We start from the raw sequence: 20,635 nt of genomic DNA, 5'->3' as shown, positions 1-20,635 counted from the left end.
GATGTGGGTATCGATGCGGCTAAGACTGTCGGACTCGCCAATCAGCGCGCCCGACATGCGACGGCGCTCAGTCCGGCGCCATGTACCAGACACATTCGAGGCACCCGCTCGGCGCCATTCGCCAGCAGGACTTCAGCCGCAAAGGCGGGTTATGGGCAGGCTGAGCTACCGCGGTTGCCAGCGATTTGTCTTGCGGATGTAGATTGAAGAACCGGAAGGTCATCTTCGCCTCCTGATGCCGAGCTCAGGAGGCCCACGCATCAAGGCAGCGCGAACGGTCTCGCGCGGCGATCGATAGCCGTGATGTCCTGAGCAAAGGCGCGGTCCAGCGAAGCGAGAGTACACGCGAAGCATGTACTGTCGCATTCGTCGGACCGATTGCTAGGTTGGGGGTTCATACCGATCTCTTGTGTCGATGGGCATCCAGACCACAACGGGGCTGGACCACGTCCGCAAATTTCTTTGAAATTCATGGCGTGCAGTGCGTGATAGTCATTCAATTTGGTATATTTCAACTATACCCGCGTATATTTTCGGGTCGGCTCACTCGCACCATTCCTTCGCCTTCCCTCTTCGCTGGAATTGCACGAGACAATTTCCGTGCTATCGCCTCCCCATCGTGTTTGAAAGTAGCCGGGATATGGCAGGCCCGAGATGCTCGACGCCAGACATCTACGTGTCGGTTTCGCATCGAACCTGACGGCAAGCCGCAGACTCGTCGGGGCGCAGCGGATCAAGAGAAGGTAAGCCGGATGCAAGCGAGAGACCCTCTACCGCATTCCCCGAACCAATCGCCGCGTACGACATCGGCGAAGAGCTTGGAATCGGCCAGATCCAAGCCTTCTCTGCTTACAGGAACTGCAGCTCGTTGGTCTCAGATCGCACGGAAAACGATCGTTCCCGTGATAACTCTTGCGCTCGTCGTGGCGACCTTTGTTGTCGACACAATCACCGACTACGAGATCGCTGGCGCCACCTTCTACGTAGTCGTCGTCCTGCTCTCCGCCCGTTTCTCGGGCAGGCGAGGTGTGCTGGCAATCTCCGCGGCGTGCTTTGTTCTGACACTGTCGAGCTATGCCCTGACCGCCGATGGAAACTACCAAACTGGCATCATCAACACCTCGATCAGTCTGCTTGCGATCGCCGCAACCACCTATCTCGCCATTCAGGGCCAGGCCGCCAGTGCGCGGGCGGAGCAAGCTCAGGCGCATTTGGCGCATGTCGCGAGGATCACCACCCTTGGCGAACTCGCGGCCTCGATTGCGCACGAAGTCAACCAACCGCTGTCCGGCATCGTAACGAATGCCAACGCATGCACCCGCTGGATCCGAATGGCGCCCCCGAATCTGGAACGGGCAATCGCCTCCACCGAAAGCATCGTCGAGGACGCCAATCGAGCGAGCGAGATCATCGCCAGAATACGGGCCCTCACAAGCCCGACCGTGCCTGCGCGAAGCCGGACCGACATCAACGAAATCATCCAGCAGGTGCTCTCGCTTCTTCAGACGCAGCTTCGGGAGAATCGCATTTCCGTGCGGACGAGCCTGTCGAACGACTTGCCAGTGATCTTCGCAGATCAAGTCCAGCTCCAGCAGGTACTGATTAATCTCGTGGTCAACGCCATCGACGCGATCAACATCGGGGCTTCGGACGAGCGCGAAATCCGCATTACGTCCATATCGGAAAGGGGGCGCGACGTTGCTGTCACGGTTTCGGACACCGGGGTCGGCATTGCCCCAGTAATCGCGCCCCACGTATTCGACGCCTTCCACTCGACCAAGAGCAACGGGATGGGCATCGGTCTTTCGATCTGCCGATCGATCATCGAGGCTCACGGCGGCCGCATCATGGTGATTTCCAGCGATACGAGCGGCGCCAGTTTCAAATTTACGGTGCCCGGAGACAGCGCATCATGATCAATCCTCGACAGGCCGACGCTACAGAAGCCAAGATCGTGATCGTGATCGATGACGATCCGTCGGTGCGCAAATCTCTGACAAATTTACTTCAGTCTGTCGGATTGGACGCACGGACATTCGCATCGATCGAGGAATTTCTACGGTGGCCCTTGCCTGATGCCGCGGTGTGCATGGTCCTGGATATCCGGATGCCGGGCCGAAACGGCCTCGACTTCCAGCAGGATTTGGCAAGCTCCGATGGAGCAGTCCCGATCATCTTCATCACCGCGCACGGAGACATCCCGATGTCGGTCCGGGCGATGAAGGCCGGCGCCATCGAGTTTCTGACGAAGCCGTTTCGGGATCAGGATCTTCTGGACGCGATTCAACTGGGCCTAGAATTATCTCGGTCGAGACGGGAGGAGATTGCCGCAGCCTCGCTCCTCATGTCGCGATACGAATCTCTATCGGGGCGCGAACGCCAGGTGATGGAATTCGTCGTGAGCGGGCAACTGACCAAACAGATCGCAGCCAAACTGGGCTTGAGCGAAATCACCGTCAAAGTCTGCCGCGCAAACCTCATGAAGAAGATGTGTGCCGGCTCTATGCTCGAACTCGGCAAGATGTCCGAAAGGCTCGCAAGACTACGCGGCGCCCAGCCCGAGTAGAGAGTTTCGGGTGGTGGGACCAGTGCGCTTGAGGAGAACGCATCAGTACAGACAACTCGGCCACCAGCCCGCCGCCCAGCATCGCACCGCACCAATTGATCCAGCACAATGCGGCCGCACTGCACGCTCGTTTAGCGACGATTGCAGATGGCGTCTGTCCATCGTCGGGAAGGGAGCGGTCCATGCCTCACACCATCGATCAGAAGATCAACGCGCTGCTCGAGCAGGAGACTTCGCTTCGGCAGTGGCTGGAGCAGATCCGGGCGCTGACCAAGGATGCTCGCGGCGCCACCGTGATCGCCGGACTGACGCAGAAGGAAACCGAGGAGTTTCTGCTGCTCAGCCCACTGGTCCGCGCCTTCGACAGCGGTATGACCGCCGACCATGCGGCCGCGGTCCGGGCGCGCCATGCCGAGCTGAAGGCCAAGCTCGAAGGCGCCCTGCAGGACAACGCGATCGAAAGCCTGAGCGGCTGGGGCGAAGCGGCCGCGGCCGCCCGCTGAGCCGCCAAGACAACATCCGCAGCGCGGAAGGTTCGAGACGGCGCGGGCGCGCGCCGTCTCATTAGGCTGCGCCTATTGCAAGCTCGTCAGCAGTCGCCCGGCGGCATGATGGGCTTCGCTGCGCTCACCCATCCTACCGGGGTAGTTCGCTGACAGCCTTTTCGGTCACGCCGAGGCTTGCTTGGCCTCGGCGGTGACGGGGGCGCAGAACTTGTTGGCCAGCCAGGACGACAACGTCGCCGGCACCAGGCCGACCAGGCCATACAGCACGAATTGCAGGACGCCGGCATCGGCGCCGCGGTTGCCGTACATCACGGCGGTGGCGAGGAAACCGATCAGGCCGACGATCACCACCCGGCCGCCGGGGCTGACCCGGCGGATGTGGCTGATGATCTCGTCGATCGCCGCCATCATCAGCGCCGGCAGCAGGCCGAACAGGTAGCTGTATTGCAGCGACTTGAACAACACGACGAAGAACTTCTTCACTTCGGTCAAATGGGTGTGCGCCCAATAGCCCGACAGATAGGTCGTCGCGAACAACAGCAGCAAGCCGCCGATCAACGGACCGATCGCGGCAAAGATCACGTAGCGCTTCATGCCTGCTCCACCCGCGGCCATGCCCGGCCGCGGCCGACAGGCTACGCTGCCGGCCACCGGTTCGACAACTGTCCGAAACGGGAAGGCCCTGGGTGGCAGGGCCGTCCGCGGTGCTACATCTGCACCGCGATCACGTTCGGGCCGCCGCTGGCGAGGCCGGCGGCGAGCGCGGCGTTGAACTCATCGGCGGTCGACACGTTCCGCGCCGGGACGCCCATGCCCTTGGCGAGCGCCACCCAATCGAGGTCCGGCCGGTCCAGCGTCAGCATGTCCTCGGCGCGCTGGCCCGGCTTGCCGGCGCCGACGCCGTCAAACTCGCCGCGCAGGATCTGATACTTGCGGTTGGCGAACACCACGGTGGTGACGTCGAGGTTCTCGCGGGCCTGGGTCCACAGCGCCTGCACGGTGTACATCGCGCTACCGTCGCCGACCATGCACAGCACCTTGCGGTCCGGGCAGGCCACCGCGGCGCCGACCGCGACCGGCGGCGAGAAGCCGATCGAGCCGCCGAGGTTCTGCAGCCAGTCATGCGGCGCGGCGGCCGCCGTCGGCGGGAAGAAGCCGCGGCCGGTGGTGATCGATTCATCGATCACGATGCCGTTCTCCGGGATCGCCATCGCGATCGCCTGGGCAATATTGTCGAGCGTCAGCGTGCCGGTCGGCTTGGCGATCTCGACCAGCTTCTGCGGCGCGGCGTCGCTCGCCTTGGCGCCGAGCGCGCCGGCCAGCGCTTCCAGCGCCGCGACGGAATTCTCGCCGACCTCGGTGACGCGATGCGCCTCGCAGCCTTCCGGCTTCAGCAGGCTCGGTTTGTCCGGATAGGCGAAGAACGCCACCGGATCCATTGCCTCGACCAGCACGATGTGGCGGAACTGCTTGAGGATCGGCAGCGCGGCATCGACCACATAGGGAATCCGCTCGATCCAGTAGCGCCCCTGCCCGCGTGCCATCCGGGCGTTGTAGGTCTGGCCCATCACCTTGCAGCCGGTCTTGCCGGCGATCCGCTGCGCCAGCGCCAGGCCATGCTCGGTGAGCGCAGCGCCGGACAGCAGCAACAGCGTCGGCTCGCCGGAGCGCAGCACGCGCGCGGCGGCTTCCACCGCCTGCGGCGAATAGGTCGGGCGCTGGCTGTCCTCCGGCACGTCGGCGACGCCATCAGCTTCATTCCAGGCGGTGTCGGCCGGCAGGATCAGGGTGGCGATCTGCGCCGGCGAGCTCTTGGCGGCGGCGATCGCGGCGGCGCCGTCGCGCGCCACTGACTTGGCGTCCGGCGAGGTACGGACCCAGGCCGACATCGGTCGCGCCAGGCCCTCGATGTCCGAGGTCAGCGGTGCGTTGTAATCGATATGGTAGGTGGCGTGCTGGCCGACGATATTGACGATGCCGGAAGCGGCCTTCTTGGCGTTGTGCAGGTTAGCAAGGCCGTTGGCGAGGCCGGGGCCGAGATGCAGCAGCGTCGAGGCCGGCGTGCCCTTCATCCGATAGTAACCATCGGCGGCACCGGTGACGACGCCCTCGAACAGGCCGAGCACGCAGCGCATCCCCTCGACCCGGTCGAGCGCGGCGACGAAGTGCATTTCCGACGTGCCAGGGTTGGTGAAGCAGACATCGACGCCGCCCTTGACCAGCGTCCGCACCAGACTCTCGGCACCATTCATAGTTTCGCTCCCGATTTGCAATTTGTGCGCCCGATCAATCATTGTTCCATCGCTTCGTCAAAGGGGGACGGCGCGCGGCAGGACTGCGGCGAACGCGTGCGCCGACGTACAGCCGCCGGCTTGCGCAATCGCTGCGATTATGGCCAGTTCGGAGCGAAACGAAGATTGCGAGGTTTCGGAATGGTTCGTCGACTTGCCGCCAGCGCGCTCGCGCTGATCTCGATCGCCACCGCCCTGCCGACCGCCGCTTCGGCGCAAGAGCTCGACCTGCGCTCGGTGATGGGATTCGGACCGTTCTATCGCTCCGGCCCGAGCGCCAATCCGATCCCACGCGAGACCGTGATGTTCGACGGCAACTATGCCCCGGGCACGATCGTCATCAGCACCCGCGAGCGCCGGCTGTATCTGGTCCAAAGCGACGGCACGGCGTTGCGCTACGGCATCGGCGTCGGCCGCGACGGCTTCCGTTGGTCGGGCACCCACCGCATCACCGCCAAGAAGGAATGGCCGGGCTGGACGCCGCCGGCCCAGATGCTGCGCCGCCGCCCCGACCTGCCTCGCTACATGGCGGGCGGCGAGGACAATCCGCTCGGCGCCCGGGCGATGTATCTCGGCTCGACGCTGTACCGGATTCACGGCTCCAACGAGCCGGAAACCATCGGCCAGGCGGTGTCGTCCGGCTGCTTCCGCATGACCAATGACGACGTCAAGGACCTGTATGACCGGGTTCGGGTCGGCACCGTGGTGGTGGTGAAAAACTAAGCCAGCCGGGCGATCGGCCGCGTGCACAGGTGGCTGCGGCCGAATTGCTGGTTGTGCGCCGGACCGGAATGCGGCAGCCTTTCGTGATGCACTGCGGCGCCCGGCATCTTAGACCTGCGCTCGCGGCGGTTACCGCCGCGATCACGCTCCTCGCGACGGCCCCGGCCGGCGCCGCCGAGGCGACCGACTTCTCCGCCACCCAGCGCAGCGAGAAGACCGACTTCACCGACAGTCAGATCGTCGACGGTTTCTTCCGCACCGCGTTCGGCGCTGAATTCCACATGGCGGGACGGGTCGACCGGATTCGCAAATACGAGGCCCCGGTGCGGGTCTATGCCGAAGGCGACGGCCAGGCGCATCGCCGCGCCGAGCTCGCCCGGATCGTCTCGGACATCGCCGGTCGGGTCGAGCATCTCGACATCGCGATGACCGACAATCCGGACGAGGCCAACGTCACCGTCCACCTCGTCCGCGACCGCAACCTCGGCAAGACCATTGCGACGTTCTACGGCGAGGAACGCGCCCGCGAGATCCGCGAAAGCCTCGATCCGCAGTGCCTGTCCGGCTTCCGCAAGAACGACCGGTACGAGATCGAGCGCTCCGACGTCATCCTCACCATCGACAACGGCGACTTCGTGTTCCGCGACTGCGCCTATGAGGAGCTGCTGCAATCGCTCGGCCCGATCAACGACACCGACAAGGTGCCGTGGACGATGTTCAACGACGACGTCCAGAAGGGCTATTTCGACGTCTACGATCAGTACCTCTTGAACATCCTGTACCACCCGGCGATCCGCCCCGGCATGACCGTGCCGGAGGTCAAAGCCGTGCTGCCCCAGGTCCTCGCCGACGTGCGCAGCTACGTCGCCAAGGTGAACAAGCTGACGCGTTAAGGCGTCATCGGGCGCTTCGCCAACACGTGCAAAAAGATCGGGGCGACCCGGGTGTCCGCGACGATCGGTTCAGCTGCAGCGACCTCCTCCGAGGCCATCGGCTCGCCGAAAGCCTCGATCCTGAGCCCTGCCCCGACGATCATCGCAACCCAGGTCGACAGCGTGCGGTGAAATCGCGGAACCGCAAACGGTGTCAGCGTGGCGTTCTGCTCCGGCGAGAGGCCGGAAAACAACCACCGCTCAACCCGGCCGTCGCTCTCGTCGAAGTAATCGGCCAATTCGATGGCCACCGGAACGCCGTGCTCATCGCGGATGTTGCGGCGTGTCGGCGGCACGAAGCAGGGATGCAGGATGGAGAATTGCAGAAAGCCGCCCGGCTTCAGGATTCGCGCAACCTCCCGGAGCACAGCCGCCTGGTCGACCATGTCCATCATCGACATGAAGGCCGTCACAAAATCGAAACGGCCGTCTGCGAACGGCAATGTGAGGCCGTCTCCCAGCACGTAGTCGATGCCGAGCGGATCACGTCGCTCGGCATCCTGGGCGTGACGCAGAAAAGTCGGGGCGATGTCGAGGCCGGTCATCGAGGCGCCGAGCCGCGCGACGGCGCGCGTGTTGGTGCCTTCACCGCAGCCGAGGTCCAGCCCTTTGAGGCCAGCGACCGGCGGCAACATCGCGAGGAAAGCCGGCGTATTCAGCGCATCGCGGTATCGGTCGTGGCCGGCACGCGAGAGCATCGTCCACGTCTCGGCGTTGCTTTCCCAATGCACGGCGACCTCCTTGGCGTCCATTTTGTCCCTCCGATTTCAAGCGAGGGGCGGAGCCATAGGAGTCACAGATGTCAAAGCAAGGGCGCCAAGATGGCGCCCTTGCAACGGTGACGTCTTACGCCGTCTTGGTGAACAGCTCGCGGCCGATCAGCATGCGGCGGATCTCACTGGTGCCGGCGCCGATCTCGTAGAGCTTGGCGTCGCGCAGCAGGCGGCCGGTCGGGTAGTCGTTAATGTAACCGTTGCCGCCGAGCAGCTGGATCGCATCGAGCGCGCACTGCGTGGCGCGTTCGGCGGCGTACAGGATCGCGCCGGCGGCGTCTTCGCGGGTGGTCTCGCCGCGGTCGCACGCCTTGGCCACCGCATAGACGTAAGCGCGCGAGGCGTTCATCGTCACGTACATGTCGGCGACCTTGCCCTGCACCAACTGGAAGGTGCCGATCGGCTCGCCGAACTGCTTGCGCTCGTGCACGTAGGGCAACACCACGTCCATGCAGGCCTGCATGATGCCCACCGGGCCGGCGGCCAGCACCGCGCGCTCGTAGTCGAGCCCGCTCATCAGCACATTGACGCCGCGGCCGACCTCGCCGAGCACGTTCTCCTCCGGCACTTCGCAATCCTCGAACACCAGTTCGCCGGTGTCGGAGCCGCGCATCCCGAGCTTGTCGAGCTTCTGCGCCGTCGAGAAACCCTTGAAGCCCTTCTCGATCAGGAACGCGGTGATGCCGCGCGGCCCGGCGTTCGGATCAGTCTTGGCGTACACCACCAGCGTCTCGGCGATCGGGCCATTGGTGATCCACATCTTGTTGCCGTTGAGGATGAAGCGGTCGCCCTTCTTGTCGGCGCGGGTCTTCATCGACACCACGTCGGAGCCGGCGCCCGGCTCGCTCATCGCCAACGCGCCGACGTGCTCGCCCGAAATCAGCTTCGGCAGATATTTGCGCTTCTGCGCTTCGTTGCCGTTGCGGCGGAGCTGATTGATGCAGAGGTTGGAATGCGCGCCATAGGACAGGCCAACCGAGGCCGAAGCGCGGGAGATCTCCTCCATCGCGATGCAGTGCTCGAGATAACCGAGCCCGGCGCCGCCGTAATCTTCCTCGACGGTGATGCCGTGCAGGCCGAGCGCGCCGAGCTTCGGCCACAGGTCGCGCGGGAACATGTTGGTCTTGTCGATGGCCTCGGCGCGCGGTGCGATCTCGTTAGCGGCGAAGTCGCGAACGGTCTCCCGGATCGCGTCGGCGGTCTCGCCGAGATCGAAGTTGAACAGGCTCTGCGCGTTGGGAATCATGCTGGGTGCTCGCTCCGCTCGGCGACGCCTGGCAGCGTCGCCGTGTGTTGTTTGCGCGCACCATGTCACGGCGCCGGGAGCCTGAGAAGGCTCCAATGGTCGGGCGGTGCAGCACGGTCTCCAGCTTGTCGACGCAAGTCGCGCGCGGAGCGCTTTTCTACCGTCAAATCAATTTGTTCGAGCGGCCGGTCAGGCTCCCCGAAAGCGCCCCACCGCTGCCGCCTCTTGACGATCTGATCAGACGGCCGAACCCGCCGGACCAAACCATGGCGGGACCGAAAATCCGACCGCGACCGCCGCCGCCCACCCGCGGCGAGCATCCATGACATGGCCAGGGAGGACGACGATGCACGGCACCATCGAGACCGGAAAAGCGGCGCGGCTGCGGGCGGCGCGCGAGGAAGCCTATGCGACCCCGCTGAAGGACTTCCATCCCGGTGCCCCGCGGCACTTCCGCGACGATACGCTGTGGCCGTGGTTCGAACGGCTGCGCAGGGAAGAGCCGGTGCATTACTGCACCAACGCGCCGATCGAGCCGTATTGGAGCGTCACGAAGTACAACGACATCATGCATGTCGACACCAACCACCAGATCTTCTCGTCGGACTCCACGCTCGGCGGCATCTCGATCCGCGATGCGCCGGTCGGCTACGACTGGCCGAGCTTCATCGCGATGGACGAGCCCCGGCACTCGGCGCAGCGCAAGACGGTGTCGCCGATGTTCACGCCGGATCATCTGGACGAACTCGCCGTGCTGATCCGCGGCCGGACCCAGAAGGTGCTGGACGGCCTGCCGCGGGGCGAGACCTTCAACTTCGTCGACCGCGTCTCGATCGAGCTGACGACGCAGATGCTGGCGACGCTGTTCGATTTTCCGTTCGACGAACGCCGCAAGCTGACGCGCTGGTCCGACGTCGCCACCGCGCTGCCGAAGAGCGGCGTGGTCGAATCCGAGCAGCAGCGCCGCGACGAGCTGAACGAATGCGCCGTGTATTTCGCCCGGATGTGGAACGAGCGGGTGAACTCGGAGCCGCGCAACGACCTGCTGTCGATGATGGCGCATCACGACGCCACCCGGACGATGGACCGCGACAACCTGATCGGCAACATCCTGCTGCTGATCGTCGGCGGCAACGACACCACCCGCAACACCATGTCGGGCTCGGTGCTGGCGCTGAACGAGAACCCGCACGAATTCGAAAAGCTGCGGGCCAATCCGAAGCTGATCGACACCATGGTGCCCGAGGTGATCCGCTGGCAGACGCCGCTGGCCCACATGCGCCGCACCGCCCTCCAGGACACCGAGCTCGGCGGCAAGACCATCCGCAAGGGCGATCGCGTGGTGATGTGGTACGTTTCGGGCAATCGCGACGACGAGGTGATCGAGCGGCCGGAGGAATTCATCATCGACCGCGCCCGGGCCAGGATCCACCTGTCGTTCGGTTTCGGTATCCATCGGTGCGTCGGGATGCGCTTGGCCGAATTGCAACTGAGGATCGTATGGGAGGAGATGCTCAAGCGTTTCGAGCGTATTGAAGTTGTCGGGGCGCCGAAGCGGGTGTATTCGAGCTTCGTCAAGGGCTACGAGTCCTTGCCGGTCCGGGTCTCATGACCTTCCCCCCAAAACCAACAAGAAGACGCAGCCGATGAAACACCATGCCGCGGAGCAGGACGAATACCACGACATCCGCGACGCCGTCGCCAAACTGTGTGCGCAGTTTCCCGGCGAGTACTGGCGCAAACTCGACCGCGAAATGGCCTATCCCAAGGCGTTCGTCGACGCCCTGACGGAGGCCGGTTACCTTTCCGTTCTGATCCCCGAGGAATACGGCGGCGCCGGCCTGAAGCTGTCGGCTGCGGCGGCGATCCTGGAAGAGATCCAGCGCGCCGGCTGCAACGGCGGCGGCTGCCACGCCCAGATGTACACCATGGGCACCCTGCTGCGGCACGGCAGCGACGAGCAGAAGGCCAAGTGGCTGCCGAAGATCGCCAGCGGTGAACTCCGTCTGCAGGCGTTTGGCGTCACCGAGCCGACCTCGGGCACCGACACCACCTCGCTGAAGACCTTCGCCAAGAAGGACGCAGGCGGCGACTACGTCGTCAACGGCCAGAAGATCTGGACCAGCCGGGCGGAATATTCCGACCTGATGATCCTGCTCGCGCGCACCACGCCAAAGGATCAGGTGACCAAGAAGACCGAGGGCCTCTCGGTGTTCCTGGTCGACATGCGCGAAGCGCGCGGCCATGGCCTCGAGATCCGCCCGATCCGCACCATGATGAACCACGCCACCACCGAAGTGTTCTTCACCGACATGAAAGTGCCGAAGGAGAACCTGATCGGCGAAGAGGGCAAGGGCTTCCGCTACATCCTCTCCGGCATGAATGCCGAGCGCATCCTGATCGCCTCGGAGTGCGTCGGCGACGCCAAGTGGTTCATCGCCAAGGCCAGCGCCTACGCCAAGGACCGCACCGTGTTCGGCCGGCCGATCGGCCAGAACCAGGGCATCCAGTTCCCGATCGCCAAGGCCTACGCCGCCATGCGCGCGGCCGAGCTGATGGTGAAGGAAGCCACCCGCAAGTACGAAGCCGGCATGGATTGCGGCGCCGAGGCCAACATGGCCAAGATGCTCGCGGCCGACGCGTCGTTCGAGGCGGCCAACGCCTGCATCCAGACCCACGGCGGCTTCGGCTTCGCCGAGGAATACGACGTCGAGCGCAAGTTCCGCGAAACCCGGCTGTATCAGGTCGCCCCGATCTCGACCAACCTGATCCTGTCGCATCTTGCCGAGCACGTGCTCGGGATGCCGCGGTCGTACTGATTGCCAGCCGCCCACGGCGTGCGCCCGCCGCCGGACAACACGCTCGTCATTCCGGGGCGCGCGGAACGCGCGAACCCGGAATCTGACACGCAGATAACATCTGGATTCCGGGTTCGCCGCTACGCGGCGCCCCGGAATGACCACTGTGGGGACTATTGATGCTTCCGCTCGAAGGACTGACCGTCATCGCCGTCGAACAGGCGGTTGCCGCGCCGTATTGCAGCTCGCGGCTCGCCGATGCCGGCGCGCATGTCATCAAGATCGAACGGCCCGAAGGCGATTTCGCCCGCGGCTATGACGCCGCCGCCAAAGGCCAGAGCAGCTACTTCGTCTGGCTCAACCGCGGCAAGGAATCCGCGGTGGTCGACCTCGCCACCAAGGAGGGCCGCGCCGAGCTGGAGAAGCTGATCGCCTCGGCCGACGTGCTGCTGCAGAACCTTAAGCCCGGCTCGATGGACAAGCTCGGCTTTGCGCGCGAGCGGCTGCGCAAGGATTATCCGAAGCTGATCATCTGCACGATCTCCGGTTACGGCGACGAGGGCCCCTACGCCCATCGCAAGGCCTATGACCTCCTGATCCAGGCCGAAAGCGGTCTCGCCTCGATCACCGGCGGCCCGGAAAGCGCCTCGCGCGTCGGCATGTCGATCGTCGACGTCGCCACCGGCGCCACGGCTCACGCGGCGATCCTCGAGGCGCTGATCGGCCGCGGCCGTACCGGCCAGGGTGCCGACATCCGGATCTCGATGTTCGACGTGATGGCCGACTGGTTGACCGTGCCGCTGCTCAACGCCGAGGCCGGCAATCCGCCCAAGCGTCTCGGCCTCGCCCATCCGTCGATCGCGCCCTACGGCGTGTTCACCTCGAAGGACGGCAAGGACATCCTGATCTCGATCCAGAGCGAGCGCGAGTGGAAGAAGCTGTGCTCGGACGTGCTGCGCCAACCCGACCTGCCGAACGATCCGCGGCTGTGCAACGGCGTCGAGCGGGTGAAGAACCGCGCCTACACCGACAAGATCGTGGCCGACATCTTCGGCTCGCTGACCCGCGACGATCTGCTCGAACATCTGGCCGCCGCCGACATTGCGTTCGCCGAAGTCAACGCGATGGAAGACCTGTCGCACCATCCGCATCTGCGCCGGATCGAAGTTGACACCCCGAACGGCAAGGTCAGCTATCCGGCGCCGGCGGCGATCTTCGTCGGCGACGAGCGCCGCTACGGCGCAGTGCCGGGCATCGGCGACAAGCGCAAGTAAGCGAGGACCAACATGACCGACGCGCTCGACATCGATCATCTGCGGCAATGGATCGGCCGCAGCGAACAGGCCACCGACCTGGTCACCCCGCAACTTGTGAAGGGGCTGCGCGCGACGCTGTTCCTCGACATCGGCAAGCCGCAGACCGGTGACGCCGCGCCCTTCACCGTGCACTGGTGCCTCGGGCAGCCGGTGTATCCGATGGACCAGCTCGGCCCCGACGGCCACCCGACCCGCGGCGGCTTCCTGCCGCCGGTGCCGCTGCCGCGCCGGATGTGGGCGGGCGGCGAACTGCAGTTCGTCGATGCGCTCAAGGTCGGCGACGAAGTGACCCGGACCTCGACGATCGGCGACGTGACGATCAAGCAGGGCTCGACCGGCACGCTGTGCTTCGTCACCGTCAATCATGAGATCACCACGCCGCGGGGCGTTGCGATCCGCGACCGCCAGGACATCGTCTATCGCGACGTGCCGCCGCCCTCGTCCGCGACCGCAGCGCCGGCCAAGCCCGCAGCTGCGCCGCCGGCCGCCAAGCACCGCGAGAGCCACCTCGCCGATCCTGTGCTGCTGTTCCGCTATTCGGCGCTGACATTCAACGGCCATCGCATCCACTACGACCGCGATTACGTCACCAAGGTCGAGGGCTATCCGGGCCTGATTGTGCATGGCCCGATGCAGGCCGCGCTGCTGGTCGAATTCGCCGCCAAGCTCAAAGGCAGCGTGCCGAAGACCTTCAGCTATCGCGGCGTGCAGCCGCTGTTCGACGGCGCCGACTTCAGCGTCAACGCCAACGAGACCGCCACCGGCCTCGATCTGTGGACCGCCAACGCCGACGGCGTGCCGACCATGAAGGCCACGGCGAGCTGGTAGCATTTGTCACGCGGCGGCCGCGAAACCCCTCCCCCTTGCGGGGAGGGTCGGCCGAGCGAAGCGGAGGCCGGGGTGGGGGTCCCCGAGCACAGTGCCTGCGTCCACCCCCACCCGACCGGCCTTACGGCCGGCCACCCTCCCCGCAAGGGGGAGGGAAATTTGGCATCGCGGCTGATGCTGTTGACTCCCCTCGCCGCCTGCGGATTTGATCGGTGCAAACAACAACACCGGCATTCGCCGCCCGAGGAAATCGCCTTTGTCCGCGAACAAGTCCAAGCAGCCGAGCGCTGCCGTCACCACCATCAAGTCCGCCACGCTCGACCTGCTGCGCGCCTTCAAGATCGACAAGGTGTTCGGCAATCCCGGCTCGACCGAGCTGCCGTTCCTCAGCGACTGGCCGGACGATATCGACTACGTGCTGGCGCTGCAGGAAGCCTCTGCCGTGGCGATGGCCGACGGCTACGCGCAGGCTACGCGCAACGTCGGCTTCGTCAATCTGCATTCGGCGGCCGGCGTCGGCAACGCGCTCGGCAACATCTACACCGCGTTCAAGAACCAGACCCCGCTGGTGATCACCGCCGGCCAGCAGGCACGCAGCCTGCTGCCGCTGCAAGCCTTCCTCGGTGCCGAGCGCGCGAGCGAATTTCCGCGGCCTTATGTGAAGTACAGCGTCGAGCCGGCCCGCGCCGAGGACGTGCCCGCCGCGATCGCCCGTGCCTACTACGTCGCGATGCAGCCACCGTGCGGACCGACCTTCGTGTCGGTGCCGATCGACGATTGGGCCCGGCCCGCCGCGCCGGTGCCGCCGCGCACGATAACGCGCGAACTCGGTCCGGATCGTGCAACGATGCAGGCGCTGGCCGATGCGCTGACCAAAGCCAAGAAGCCGGCACTTGTTGTCGGCCCCGCGGTCGATCGGGCCGCCGCAGTCGAACTGATGGTCCAGCTCGCCGAGCGCACCAAGGCCCCGGTGTGGGTATCGCCGTTCTCGGCGCGCTGCAGTTTCCCCGAGCGGCACCCGCTGTTCGCCGGCTTCCTGCACGCGTCTCCGGGACAACTGTCTGAAGCGCTCAGCGGTTACGACGTCGTCGTGGTGATCGGCGCGCCGGTGTTCACCTTCCATGTCGAAGGCCACGCCGCGATCTTCGAGGGCGGCTCGAAGCTGTTCCAGATCACCGACGATGCCGAAGCCGCGTCCGTGACGCCGCTCGGCACCAGCATCATCGCGACGATGACGCCTGCCCTCACGCTGCTGCTGGAACTGCTGCCGGAAACCAAGCGGGCCGCACCGCCGGCTCGCGCGGTGCCGCCTGCCCCCCGGCCGGCCGAGCCGATGCCGGTGGAGTATCTGCTGCACACCCTGCGCGCCGTGATGCCGGAAAGCGCGATGCTGGTCGAGGAGGCGCCGTCGCATCGTCCGGCGATGCAGAAGTTCATGCCGATGCCGGGCCAGGACAGTTTCGCCACGATGGCGAGCGGCGGCTTGGGGTGGTCGCTGCCGGCCTCGGTCGGCTTCGCGCTGGCGCATCCGAACCGCCGCACCGTCTGCCTGATCGGCGACGGCTCGGCGATGTACTCGATCCAGGCGCTATGGACGGCGGCGCAGCGCAAGCTGCCGCTGACGGTCGTGGTGCTGAACAATGGCGGCTACGGCGCAATGCGCTCGTTCAGCCAGGTGATGCAGGTGCGGAACGTGCCCGGGCTGGAACTGCCCGGGATTGACTTCACCGCTTTGGCGCAATCGCTCGGCTGCGATGCGGCGCGGGTGACGCGCAGCGAGGAGCTGGCGCCGGCGCTGACGCGCGCCCTTGCATGGGACGGCGTCAGCGTGGTCGAGGCGATGCTCGATACGTCGGTGCCGATGCTCTACGCGCGCAACGGCTGACGCTGCGTCGTCAGTTGTCCAGCGCCTCGTAGACCAGCTTCTTCAGCTCGCGCTGGATCGGCTGGCGATGCGACGGGGTCTGCTCCATCAGCACGAAGAACATGTCGAGCTTCGGATCGACCACGAAGTAGCAGCCCGAGGCGCCGTCCCACTTCAATTCGCCGAGCGAACCGGGCGGCGGCGGCTTGGCGTTGCCGGCATCGGTGCGAACACCGAGGCCATAACCGTAGCCGAACCCGTCACCCGGGAAATAGAAGTAGTCGCGTTCGACGCCGGAGTTCGGAGGGATGTGATCGGTGGTCATGTCCTTGAACACCGCTTCGCTGAGATAACGCTTGCCGTCGAGCTCGCCCTTGTTGTGCAGCATGCGGACGAAGCGGATCACGTCTGACGGAGTCGAGGTGAGGCCGCCGCCACCGGATTCCCATTTCTTGACGATGTCCGGCCGGCTCGGCCGCCCGACCCGGAAGTCGGCGTCGTTCGGCATCGGCTGCGCCATCCGCGCCTTCTGTTCCTCGGTGGTCAGATAATAGCGGGTGTCCTTCATCCCGAGCGGATCGAACAGCCGCTCCTTCTGGTACTCATAGAACGACTTGCCGGAGGCGACCTCGATCACCCGGCCGAGTACCTCGTAGGAATTGCCGTAGTCCCACAGCGTGCCGGGCTGCTCCTGCAGCGGCAGCTTGGCGATCCGCTCGGCGAATTCGGCATTGCTCGGATCGTTATCGTAGATCTTCGCCGCCGCGATGGTTTTGCGCACCAGGCTGTCGCCATAGAAGCCGTAGGTGATGCCCGAGGTGTGCAGCAGCAGATCGCTGATTAGGATCGGCCGCTTCGGGGCGACGAAATCGAGATACTTCTCGCCATCCTCGCGCTTCTTTTCGACGCCGACCTTGGTGTCGGCGAAAGCCGGGATGTATTTCGAGACCGGATCGTCGAGCTTGATCTTGCCGTCGTCGACCAGCGTCATCACCGCAAACGCCGTGAACGGCTTGGTCAGCGACGCCAGCCGGAAGATGGTGTCGTCGGTCATCGGCTCTTTGGTGGCGACGTCGCGAACGCCGAAGTACTTGTGATAGACCGGCTTGCCGTGGCGCTCGATATACACGATCGCGCCGGGAATCTTGCCTTCGGCAATGATCTTGTTGAAGAACTCGTCGATGCGTTCGAGTTTCTTATCGGAGAACTGCACGCTCGGCGGCAGGTCGAAGGTGGTCTCGGCGATCGCCGGGCTCGCGGCCATTACGGCCAGCGCTCCTGCCATCAACCATCGCGCAGCGCGACGCAGCATTCTCGTATCCTCCTGAGTTCTTTTTCGTGGATGTGATGGTAGCGGCGCTTGGAGCGGTTTCAAGGGGCCGCTTCCGCGAGCGCCGCGCGGTGCAACTCCGCACTCGCGGGCGAGAAGCAACAGAACACCGCTCGGGTCACCGAAGTGTTGGAGCGCAGCGCATCCAAGGTGGTCTTGACCGCAATCGGCGCCGCGCGCTCGGGCGGGAAACCGTAAACGCCGGTCGAGATCGCCGAAAAGGCAATCGAGGTTAGCCGATGCTCGTTCGCGAGCTGCAGGGCGCGGGCGTAACAGGAGGCGAGCGCGGCCTCTTCGCCATGGCCGCCGCCGTGCCAGATCGGGCCGACGGCGTGGATCACATGGCGCGCAGGTAAACGGTAGCCGTGGGTGATTTTGGCATCGCCAGTGGCGCAGCCGCCGAGCGTTTCACATTCGGCGACGAGTTCAGGACCGGCCGCACGATGGATCGCGCCATCGACGCCGCCGCCGCCGAGCAAAGACGAATTGGCGGCGTTGACGATCGCGTCGACGGCGAGGGTGGTGATGTCGGCGACGACGACCTCACAAGTCGCCGTGCCGATCTGGCGGACGAAGGGGCTCAGGCGGCGGCCTTGATGCCCTTGTCGGTGAACAGCTTCTGCAGTTCGCCGGCCTGGAACATTTCACGCACGATGTCGCAGCCGCCGACGAATTCGCCCTTCACATACAGTTGCGGGATGGTCGGCCAGTTCGAATAGACCTTGATGCCGTCGCGCAGCTCGGCGTTCTCGAGCACGTTGTGGCCCTTATACGGAATGCCGATGTGATCGAGGATCTGCACCACCTGACCGGAGAAGCCACACTGCGGAAACTGCGGCGTGCCCTTCATGAACAGCACGACGTCGTTGGCCTTCACTTCGTTGTCGATGAATTGCTCGATGCTCATGGCGAATCCTTTTGCGGCGCGGCCGGCTGACCACCAGCGGCCGGGTCGAACGGTCATATATGTATCCTGAAACCTCTGAATAGCCCAAGTCAAAACCGATTGAGCCCGGCTGTCGCGTTGACTTCGCTGCCCTTTTTCGGGCGGCCCGGGGCCGAACCCGAGTGGCCGCCTGACCATCGGTAAAATCTCCACCGGTACGCCGCTGGCCTTTCATCCGGGTCGCCAGCGCCTATCTGATCTGGAACTCATTCCCAACAGCAGCGTTTTCCACCAAACCGGAGATGCTCGTGACGATTTTGCCCTCCGCCGCAAGCTCTGCAGCCGAATCTTCCACATCGTCCGTCTCCGCCCGCGATCTGGCCGCTCAGCTGGCCCACGCCTTTCGTACCGTGCGCGACGAGACCGAGCGCCGCGCGGCTCCACTGTCGCCGGAAGATCAGGTGGTTCAGTCGATGCCGGACGCGAGCCCGGCGAAGTGGCATCGGGCCCACACCACTTGGTTCTTCGAGCAGTTCCTGCTTGGCCCGCATTGTCCGGGCTATCAGGTGTTCCATCCGGACTATGCCTTCCTGTTCAACTCCTATTACGTCTCGGCCGGACCCCGGCATACCCGCGCGGCCCGCGGCCTTCTCACCCGTCCCGGCGTCGCTGAGGTCGCGGCCTATCGCCGCCACGTCGATGAAGCGATGCTGAACTGGTTCGCGACCGCCGATGCGGCAAAGCTCGAAGAGATCGCTCCGCTGATCGAGGTCGGGCTCAATCACGAGCAGCAGCATCAGGAATTGCTGCTCACCGACATCCTCCATGCTTTCGCGCAGAATCCGATCCCACCGGCCTACGACCCGGCGTGGCGGCTGCCGGCAACGGACCATCGTGGTGAGGACTGGGTAACGCTGCCCGAAGGCATCCACCCGATCGGCCACGCCGGCGACAGCTTCCATTTCGACAACGAAAAACCGGTGCACCGCGCGCTGGTGGGACCGGTCAGGCTGGCGCGGCACCTTGTCAGCAATGCCGAGTGGCTGCAGTTCATGGCCGATGGCGGTTATCGCACCGCCACGCTGTGGCTGATGGACGGCTTCGCCTGCGCCGAGCGTGAAGGCTGGGAAGCGCCCGGCCACTGGCGACAGGTCGACGGCGAATGGAAGATCATGACGCTCGGCGGCCTGCAGAGCATCGATCCCGCCGCCCCGGTCTGCCACATCAGCTACTACGAGGCCGACGCCTTCGCCCGCTGGGCCGGCAAACACCTGCCGACCGAAATGGAATGGGAGGTCGCGGCGCGCGCCGGTCAGCTTCCAGACGCCTTCGGCACCGTCTGGCAATGGACCCGCAGCGCCTACGCGCCCTACCCGGGCTACAAGGCGATCGACGGCGCGCTCGGCGAATACAACGGCAAGTTCATGGTCAATCAGCTGGTGCTGCGCGGCTCGTCCTGCGCGACGCCGGAGGGCCACAGCCGCGTCACCTATCGCAATTTCTTCTATCCGCATCACCGCTGGCAGTTCACCGGACTGCGGCTCGCCGACTACGGCGCCTGATCTGAAATCTAAATGCGCCACGCGCGCAGCACGGAGGATCGCCTATGAACGTGCACGTCGCTGTGCAGACGCAAGCGCATCGGCTCGATTCCAATACGGCTGCGTTTGCGCGGGACGTGCTGGATGGGCTGACGAGACCGCAGAAGGAGCTGTCGCCGAAATACTTCTACGACGACGCCGGCTCCGAGTTATTCGTCGAGATCACCCGCCTGCCGGAGTACTATCCGACCCGCACCGAGCTCGGCATTTTGCGGGACCACGCCGCCGAGATCGCAGCCTTTATTCAACCGGACGCGGCGATCGTCGAATTCGGCGCCGGGGCCACCACCAAGATCCGCCTGCTGCTCGCCGCCCACCAGGTCGCAGCCTATGTGCCGGTCGATATCTCGGGCGATTTCATCATCACCCAGGCCGAAACGTTGCAGCGGGACTTCCCGCAGCTCGCGGTGCATCCGCTCGCCGCCGACTTCACCAAGCCGTTCGCGCTGCCGCCTGCTGTCCGCGACCTGCCGAAGGTCGGGTTCTTCCCCGGCTCGACGATCGGCAACTTCGAGCCGCAGGAGGCGCGGCGTTTCCTGGAGAGCGCCCGCGACATACTCGGCCACGGCGCCCGGCTGATCATCGGTGTCGACCTGGAGAAAGACGAGCGCGTTCTGGTGCCAGCCTATGACGATGCCGCAGGTGTCACCGCCAAGTTCAATCTCAACCTGCTGATCCGCATCAACCGCGAACTCGGCGCCGATTTCGATCTGTCCGCCTTCGCGCACCGGGCGATCTACAACCGCGATCAGCACCGCATCGAAATGCACCTGGTCAGCCTGCGCGACCAGACCGTGCATCTGTCCGGCGAACGCATCAGCTTCCGCGACGGCGAAACCATTCACACCGAGAACAGCTACAAATACAGCCTGGAGCGGTTTCGCGCGCTGGCGCAGCAGGCCGGCTGGACTCCGGCGCGGTGCTGGACCGATCCGGATGCGATGTTCTCCGTGCATGCGATCGAAGCGAACTGAC

19 protein-coding genes are annotated in these 20,635 nt (G+C 65.0%); 12 read left to right on the top strand and 7 right to left on the bottom strand.

The annotated features are described in order from the left end of the window. The first annotated feature begins 923 nt into the window (after positions 1–923). From LRC39_RS08060 to LRC39_RS08050, 3 genes are all read left to right on the top strand, one after another. Positions 924–1,916: a sensor histidine kinase gene (locus LRC39_RS08060; protein ID WP_346296894.1), complete on the top strand. Its 993-nt coding sequence runs from the start codon at positions 924–926 to the stop codon at positions 1,914–1,916. Beyond that, a complete protein-coding gene (locus tag LRC39_RS08055; protein WP_346296893.1) occupies positions 1,913–2,566 on the top strand; it encodes a response regulator transcription factor in 654 nt (217 codons plus the stop codon). The genes LRC39_RS08060 and LRC39_RS08055 overlap by 4 nt, the downstream gene beginning before the upstream one ends. Before the next feature lie 182 nt (positions 2,567–2,748). Continuing rightward, complete coding sequence (locus LRC39_RS08050; protein WP_107354809.1) at positions 2,749–3,069, top strand: hypothetical protein; 321 nt, start codon at positions 2,749–2,751, stop codon at positions 3,067–3,069. 165 nt (positions 3,070–3,234) lie between these two features. On the opposite strand, the gene LRC39_RS08045 is transcribed toward LRC39_RS08050, so the two are convergent. Further along, a complete protein-coding gene (locus tag LRC39_RS08045) occupies positions 3,235–3,666 on the bottom strand; it encodes a DUF5413 family protein (RefSeq protein WP_346296892.1) in 432 nt (143 codons plus the stop codon). Between the two features lie 113 nt (positions 3,667–3,779). Continuing rightward, positions 3,780–5,324 carry an acetolactate synthase large subunit gene (locus LRC39_RS08040; RefSeq protein WP_346296891.1) on the bottom strand — a complete coding sequence of 515 codons (1,545 nt, stop codon included), beginning with the start codon at positions 5,322–5,324 and terminating at the stop codon, positions 3,780–3,782. A 180-nt stretch (positions 5,325–5,504) separates the two neighbouring features. On the opposite strand from LRC39_RS08040, the gene LRC39_RS08035 reads away from it, so the two are divergent. Beyond that, positions 5,505–6,086, top strand: coding sequence for a L,D-transpeptidase (locus tag LRC39_RS08035; protein ID WP_107354806.1), 582 nt, complete (start codon positions 5,505–5,507; stop codon positions 6,084–6,086). Positions 6,087–6,154: 68 nt separating this feature from the next. Beyond that, the gene (locus LRC39_RS08030; protein ID WP_246701592.1) at positions 6,155–6,979 is read left to right on the top strand and encodes a DUF2927 domain-containing protein; all 825 of its coding nucleotides are present in this window, start codon (positions 6,155–6,157) and stop codon (positions 6,977–6,979) included. Here the strand turns inward: LRC39_RS08030 and LRC39_RS08025 are convergent. Together LRC39_RS08025 and LRC39_RS08020 are read right to left on the bottom strand one after the other, a co-directional pair. Beyond that, positions 6,976–7,770: a class I SAM-dependent methyltransferase gene (locus tag LRC39_RS08025; RefSeq protein ID WP_346296890.1), complete on the bottom strand. Its 795-nt coding sequence runs from the start codon at positions 7,768–7,770 to the stop codon at positions 6,976–6,978. The genes LRC39_RS08030 and LRC39_RS08025 overlap by 4 nt on opposite strands. A 94-nt stretch (positions 7,771–7,864) precedes the next feature. Beyond that, the gene (locus LRC39_RS08020) at positions 7,865–9,037 is read right to left on the bottom strand and encodes an isovaleryl-CoA dehydrogenase (protein ID WP_346296889.1); all 1,173 of its coding nucleotides are present in this window, start codon (positions 9,035–9,037) and stop codon (positions 7,865–7,867) included. Between the two features lie 346 nt (positions 9,038–9,383). Between LRC39_RS08020 and LRC39_RS08015 the strand changes: the two genes are divergently transcribed. The 5 genes from LRC39_RS08015 (at position 9,384) to mdlC (ending at position 15,864) form a co-directional block, all read left to right on the top strand. Next, positions 9,384–10,649 (top strand): cytochrome P450, encoded by a 1,266-nt coding sequence (locus tag LRC39_RS08015; RefSeq protein WP_346296888.1) that lies wholly within the window; start codon positions 9,384–9,386, stop codon positions 10,647–10,649. Positions 10,650–10,683: 34 nt separating this feature from the next. Next, positions 10,684–11,856: an acyl-CoA dehydrogenase family protein gene (locus LRC39_RS08010; RefSeq protein WP_346296887.1), complete on the top strand. Its 1,173-nt coding sequence runs from the start codon at positions 10,684–10,686 to the stop codon at positions 11,854–11,856. 158 nt (positions 11,857–12,014) lie between these two features. Further along, positions 12,015–13,109 (top strand): CaiB/BaiF CoA transferase family protein, encoded by a 1,095-nt coding sequence (locus LRC39_RS08005; RefSeq protein ID WP_011157170.1) that lies wholly within the window; start codon positions 12,015–12,017, stop codon positions 13,107–13,109. A gap of 12 nt (positions 13,110–13,121) precedes the next feature. Further along, complete coding sequence (locus LRC39_RS08000) at positions 13,122–13,979, top strand: FAS1-like dehydratase domain-containing protein (RefSeq protein WP_346296886.1); 858 nt, start codon at positions 13,122–13,124, stop codon at positions 13,977–13,979. 256 nt (positions 13,980–14,235) lie between these two features. Continuing rightward, complete coding sequence (gene mdlC / locus LRC39_RS07995) at positions 14,236–15,864, top strand: benzoylformate decarboxylase (RefSeq protein WP_346296885.1); 1,629 nt, start codon at positions 14,236–14,238, stop codon at positions 15,862–15,864. A gap of 10 nt (positions 15,865–15,874) precedes the next feature. Here the strand turns inward: mdlC and LRC39_RS07990 are convergent, their stop codons facing one another. The 3 genes from LRC39_RS07990 to grxD are packed head-to-tail and all read right to left on the bottom strand — an operon-like array spanning position 15,875 to position 18,080. Next, positions 15,875–17,155 (bottom strand): serine hydrolase domain-containing protein, encoded by a 1,281-nt coding sequence (locus LRC39_RS07990; protein WP_346296884.1) that lies wholly within the window; start codon positions 17,153–17,155, stop codon positions 15,875–15,877. Between the two features lie 59 nt (positions 17,156–17,214). Then, complete coding sequence (locus LRC39_RS07985) at positions 17,215–17,757, bottom strand: O-acetyl-ADP-ribose deacetylase (RefSeq protein WP_346297483.1); 543 nt, start codon at positions 17,755–17,757, stop codon at positions 17,215–17,217. After that, complete coding sequence (gene grxD / locus LRC39_RS07980) at positions 17,754–18,080, bottom strand: Grx4 family monothiol glutaredoxin (RefSeq protein ID WP_107343605.1); 327 nt, start codon at positions 18,078–18,080, stop codon at positions 17,754–17,756. The genes LRC39_RS07985 and grxD overlap by 4 nt, the downstream gene beginning before the upstream one ends. Positions 18,081–18,361: 281 nt before the next feature. On the opposite strand from grxD, the gene egtB reads away from it, so the two are divergent. Both egtB and egtD read left to right on the top strand, forming a co-directional pair. After that, positions 18,362–19,621 (top strand): ergothioneine biosynthesis protein EgtB, encoded by a 1,260-nt coding sequence (egtB, locus tag LRC39_RS07975; RefSeq protein WP_346296883.1) that lies wholly within the window; start codon positions 18,362–18,364, stop codon positions 19,619–19,621. Positions 19,622–19,665: 44 nt separating this feature from the next. After that, entirely contained in the window at positions 19,666–20,634 is a 969-nt protein-coding gene (egtD, locus tag LRC39_RS07970) for an L-histidine N(alpha)-methyltransferase (RefSeq protein ID WP_346296882.1), read from the top strand. The last annotated feature ends 1 nt before the right edge of the window (position 20,635 follow it).

The organism is Rhodopseudomonas sp. P1 (assembly GCF_039642825.1).
In the GTDB taxonomy this organism is placed as follows: Bacteria; Pseudomonadota; Alphaproteobacteria; order Rhizobiales; family Xanthobacteraceae; genus Rhodopseudomonas; species Rhodopseudomonas palustris_H.
Note: the sequence above shows the minus strand (reverse complement) of the source record. Positions and strands in the feature narration are given on the sequence as shown.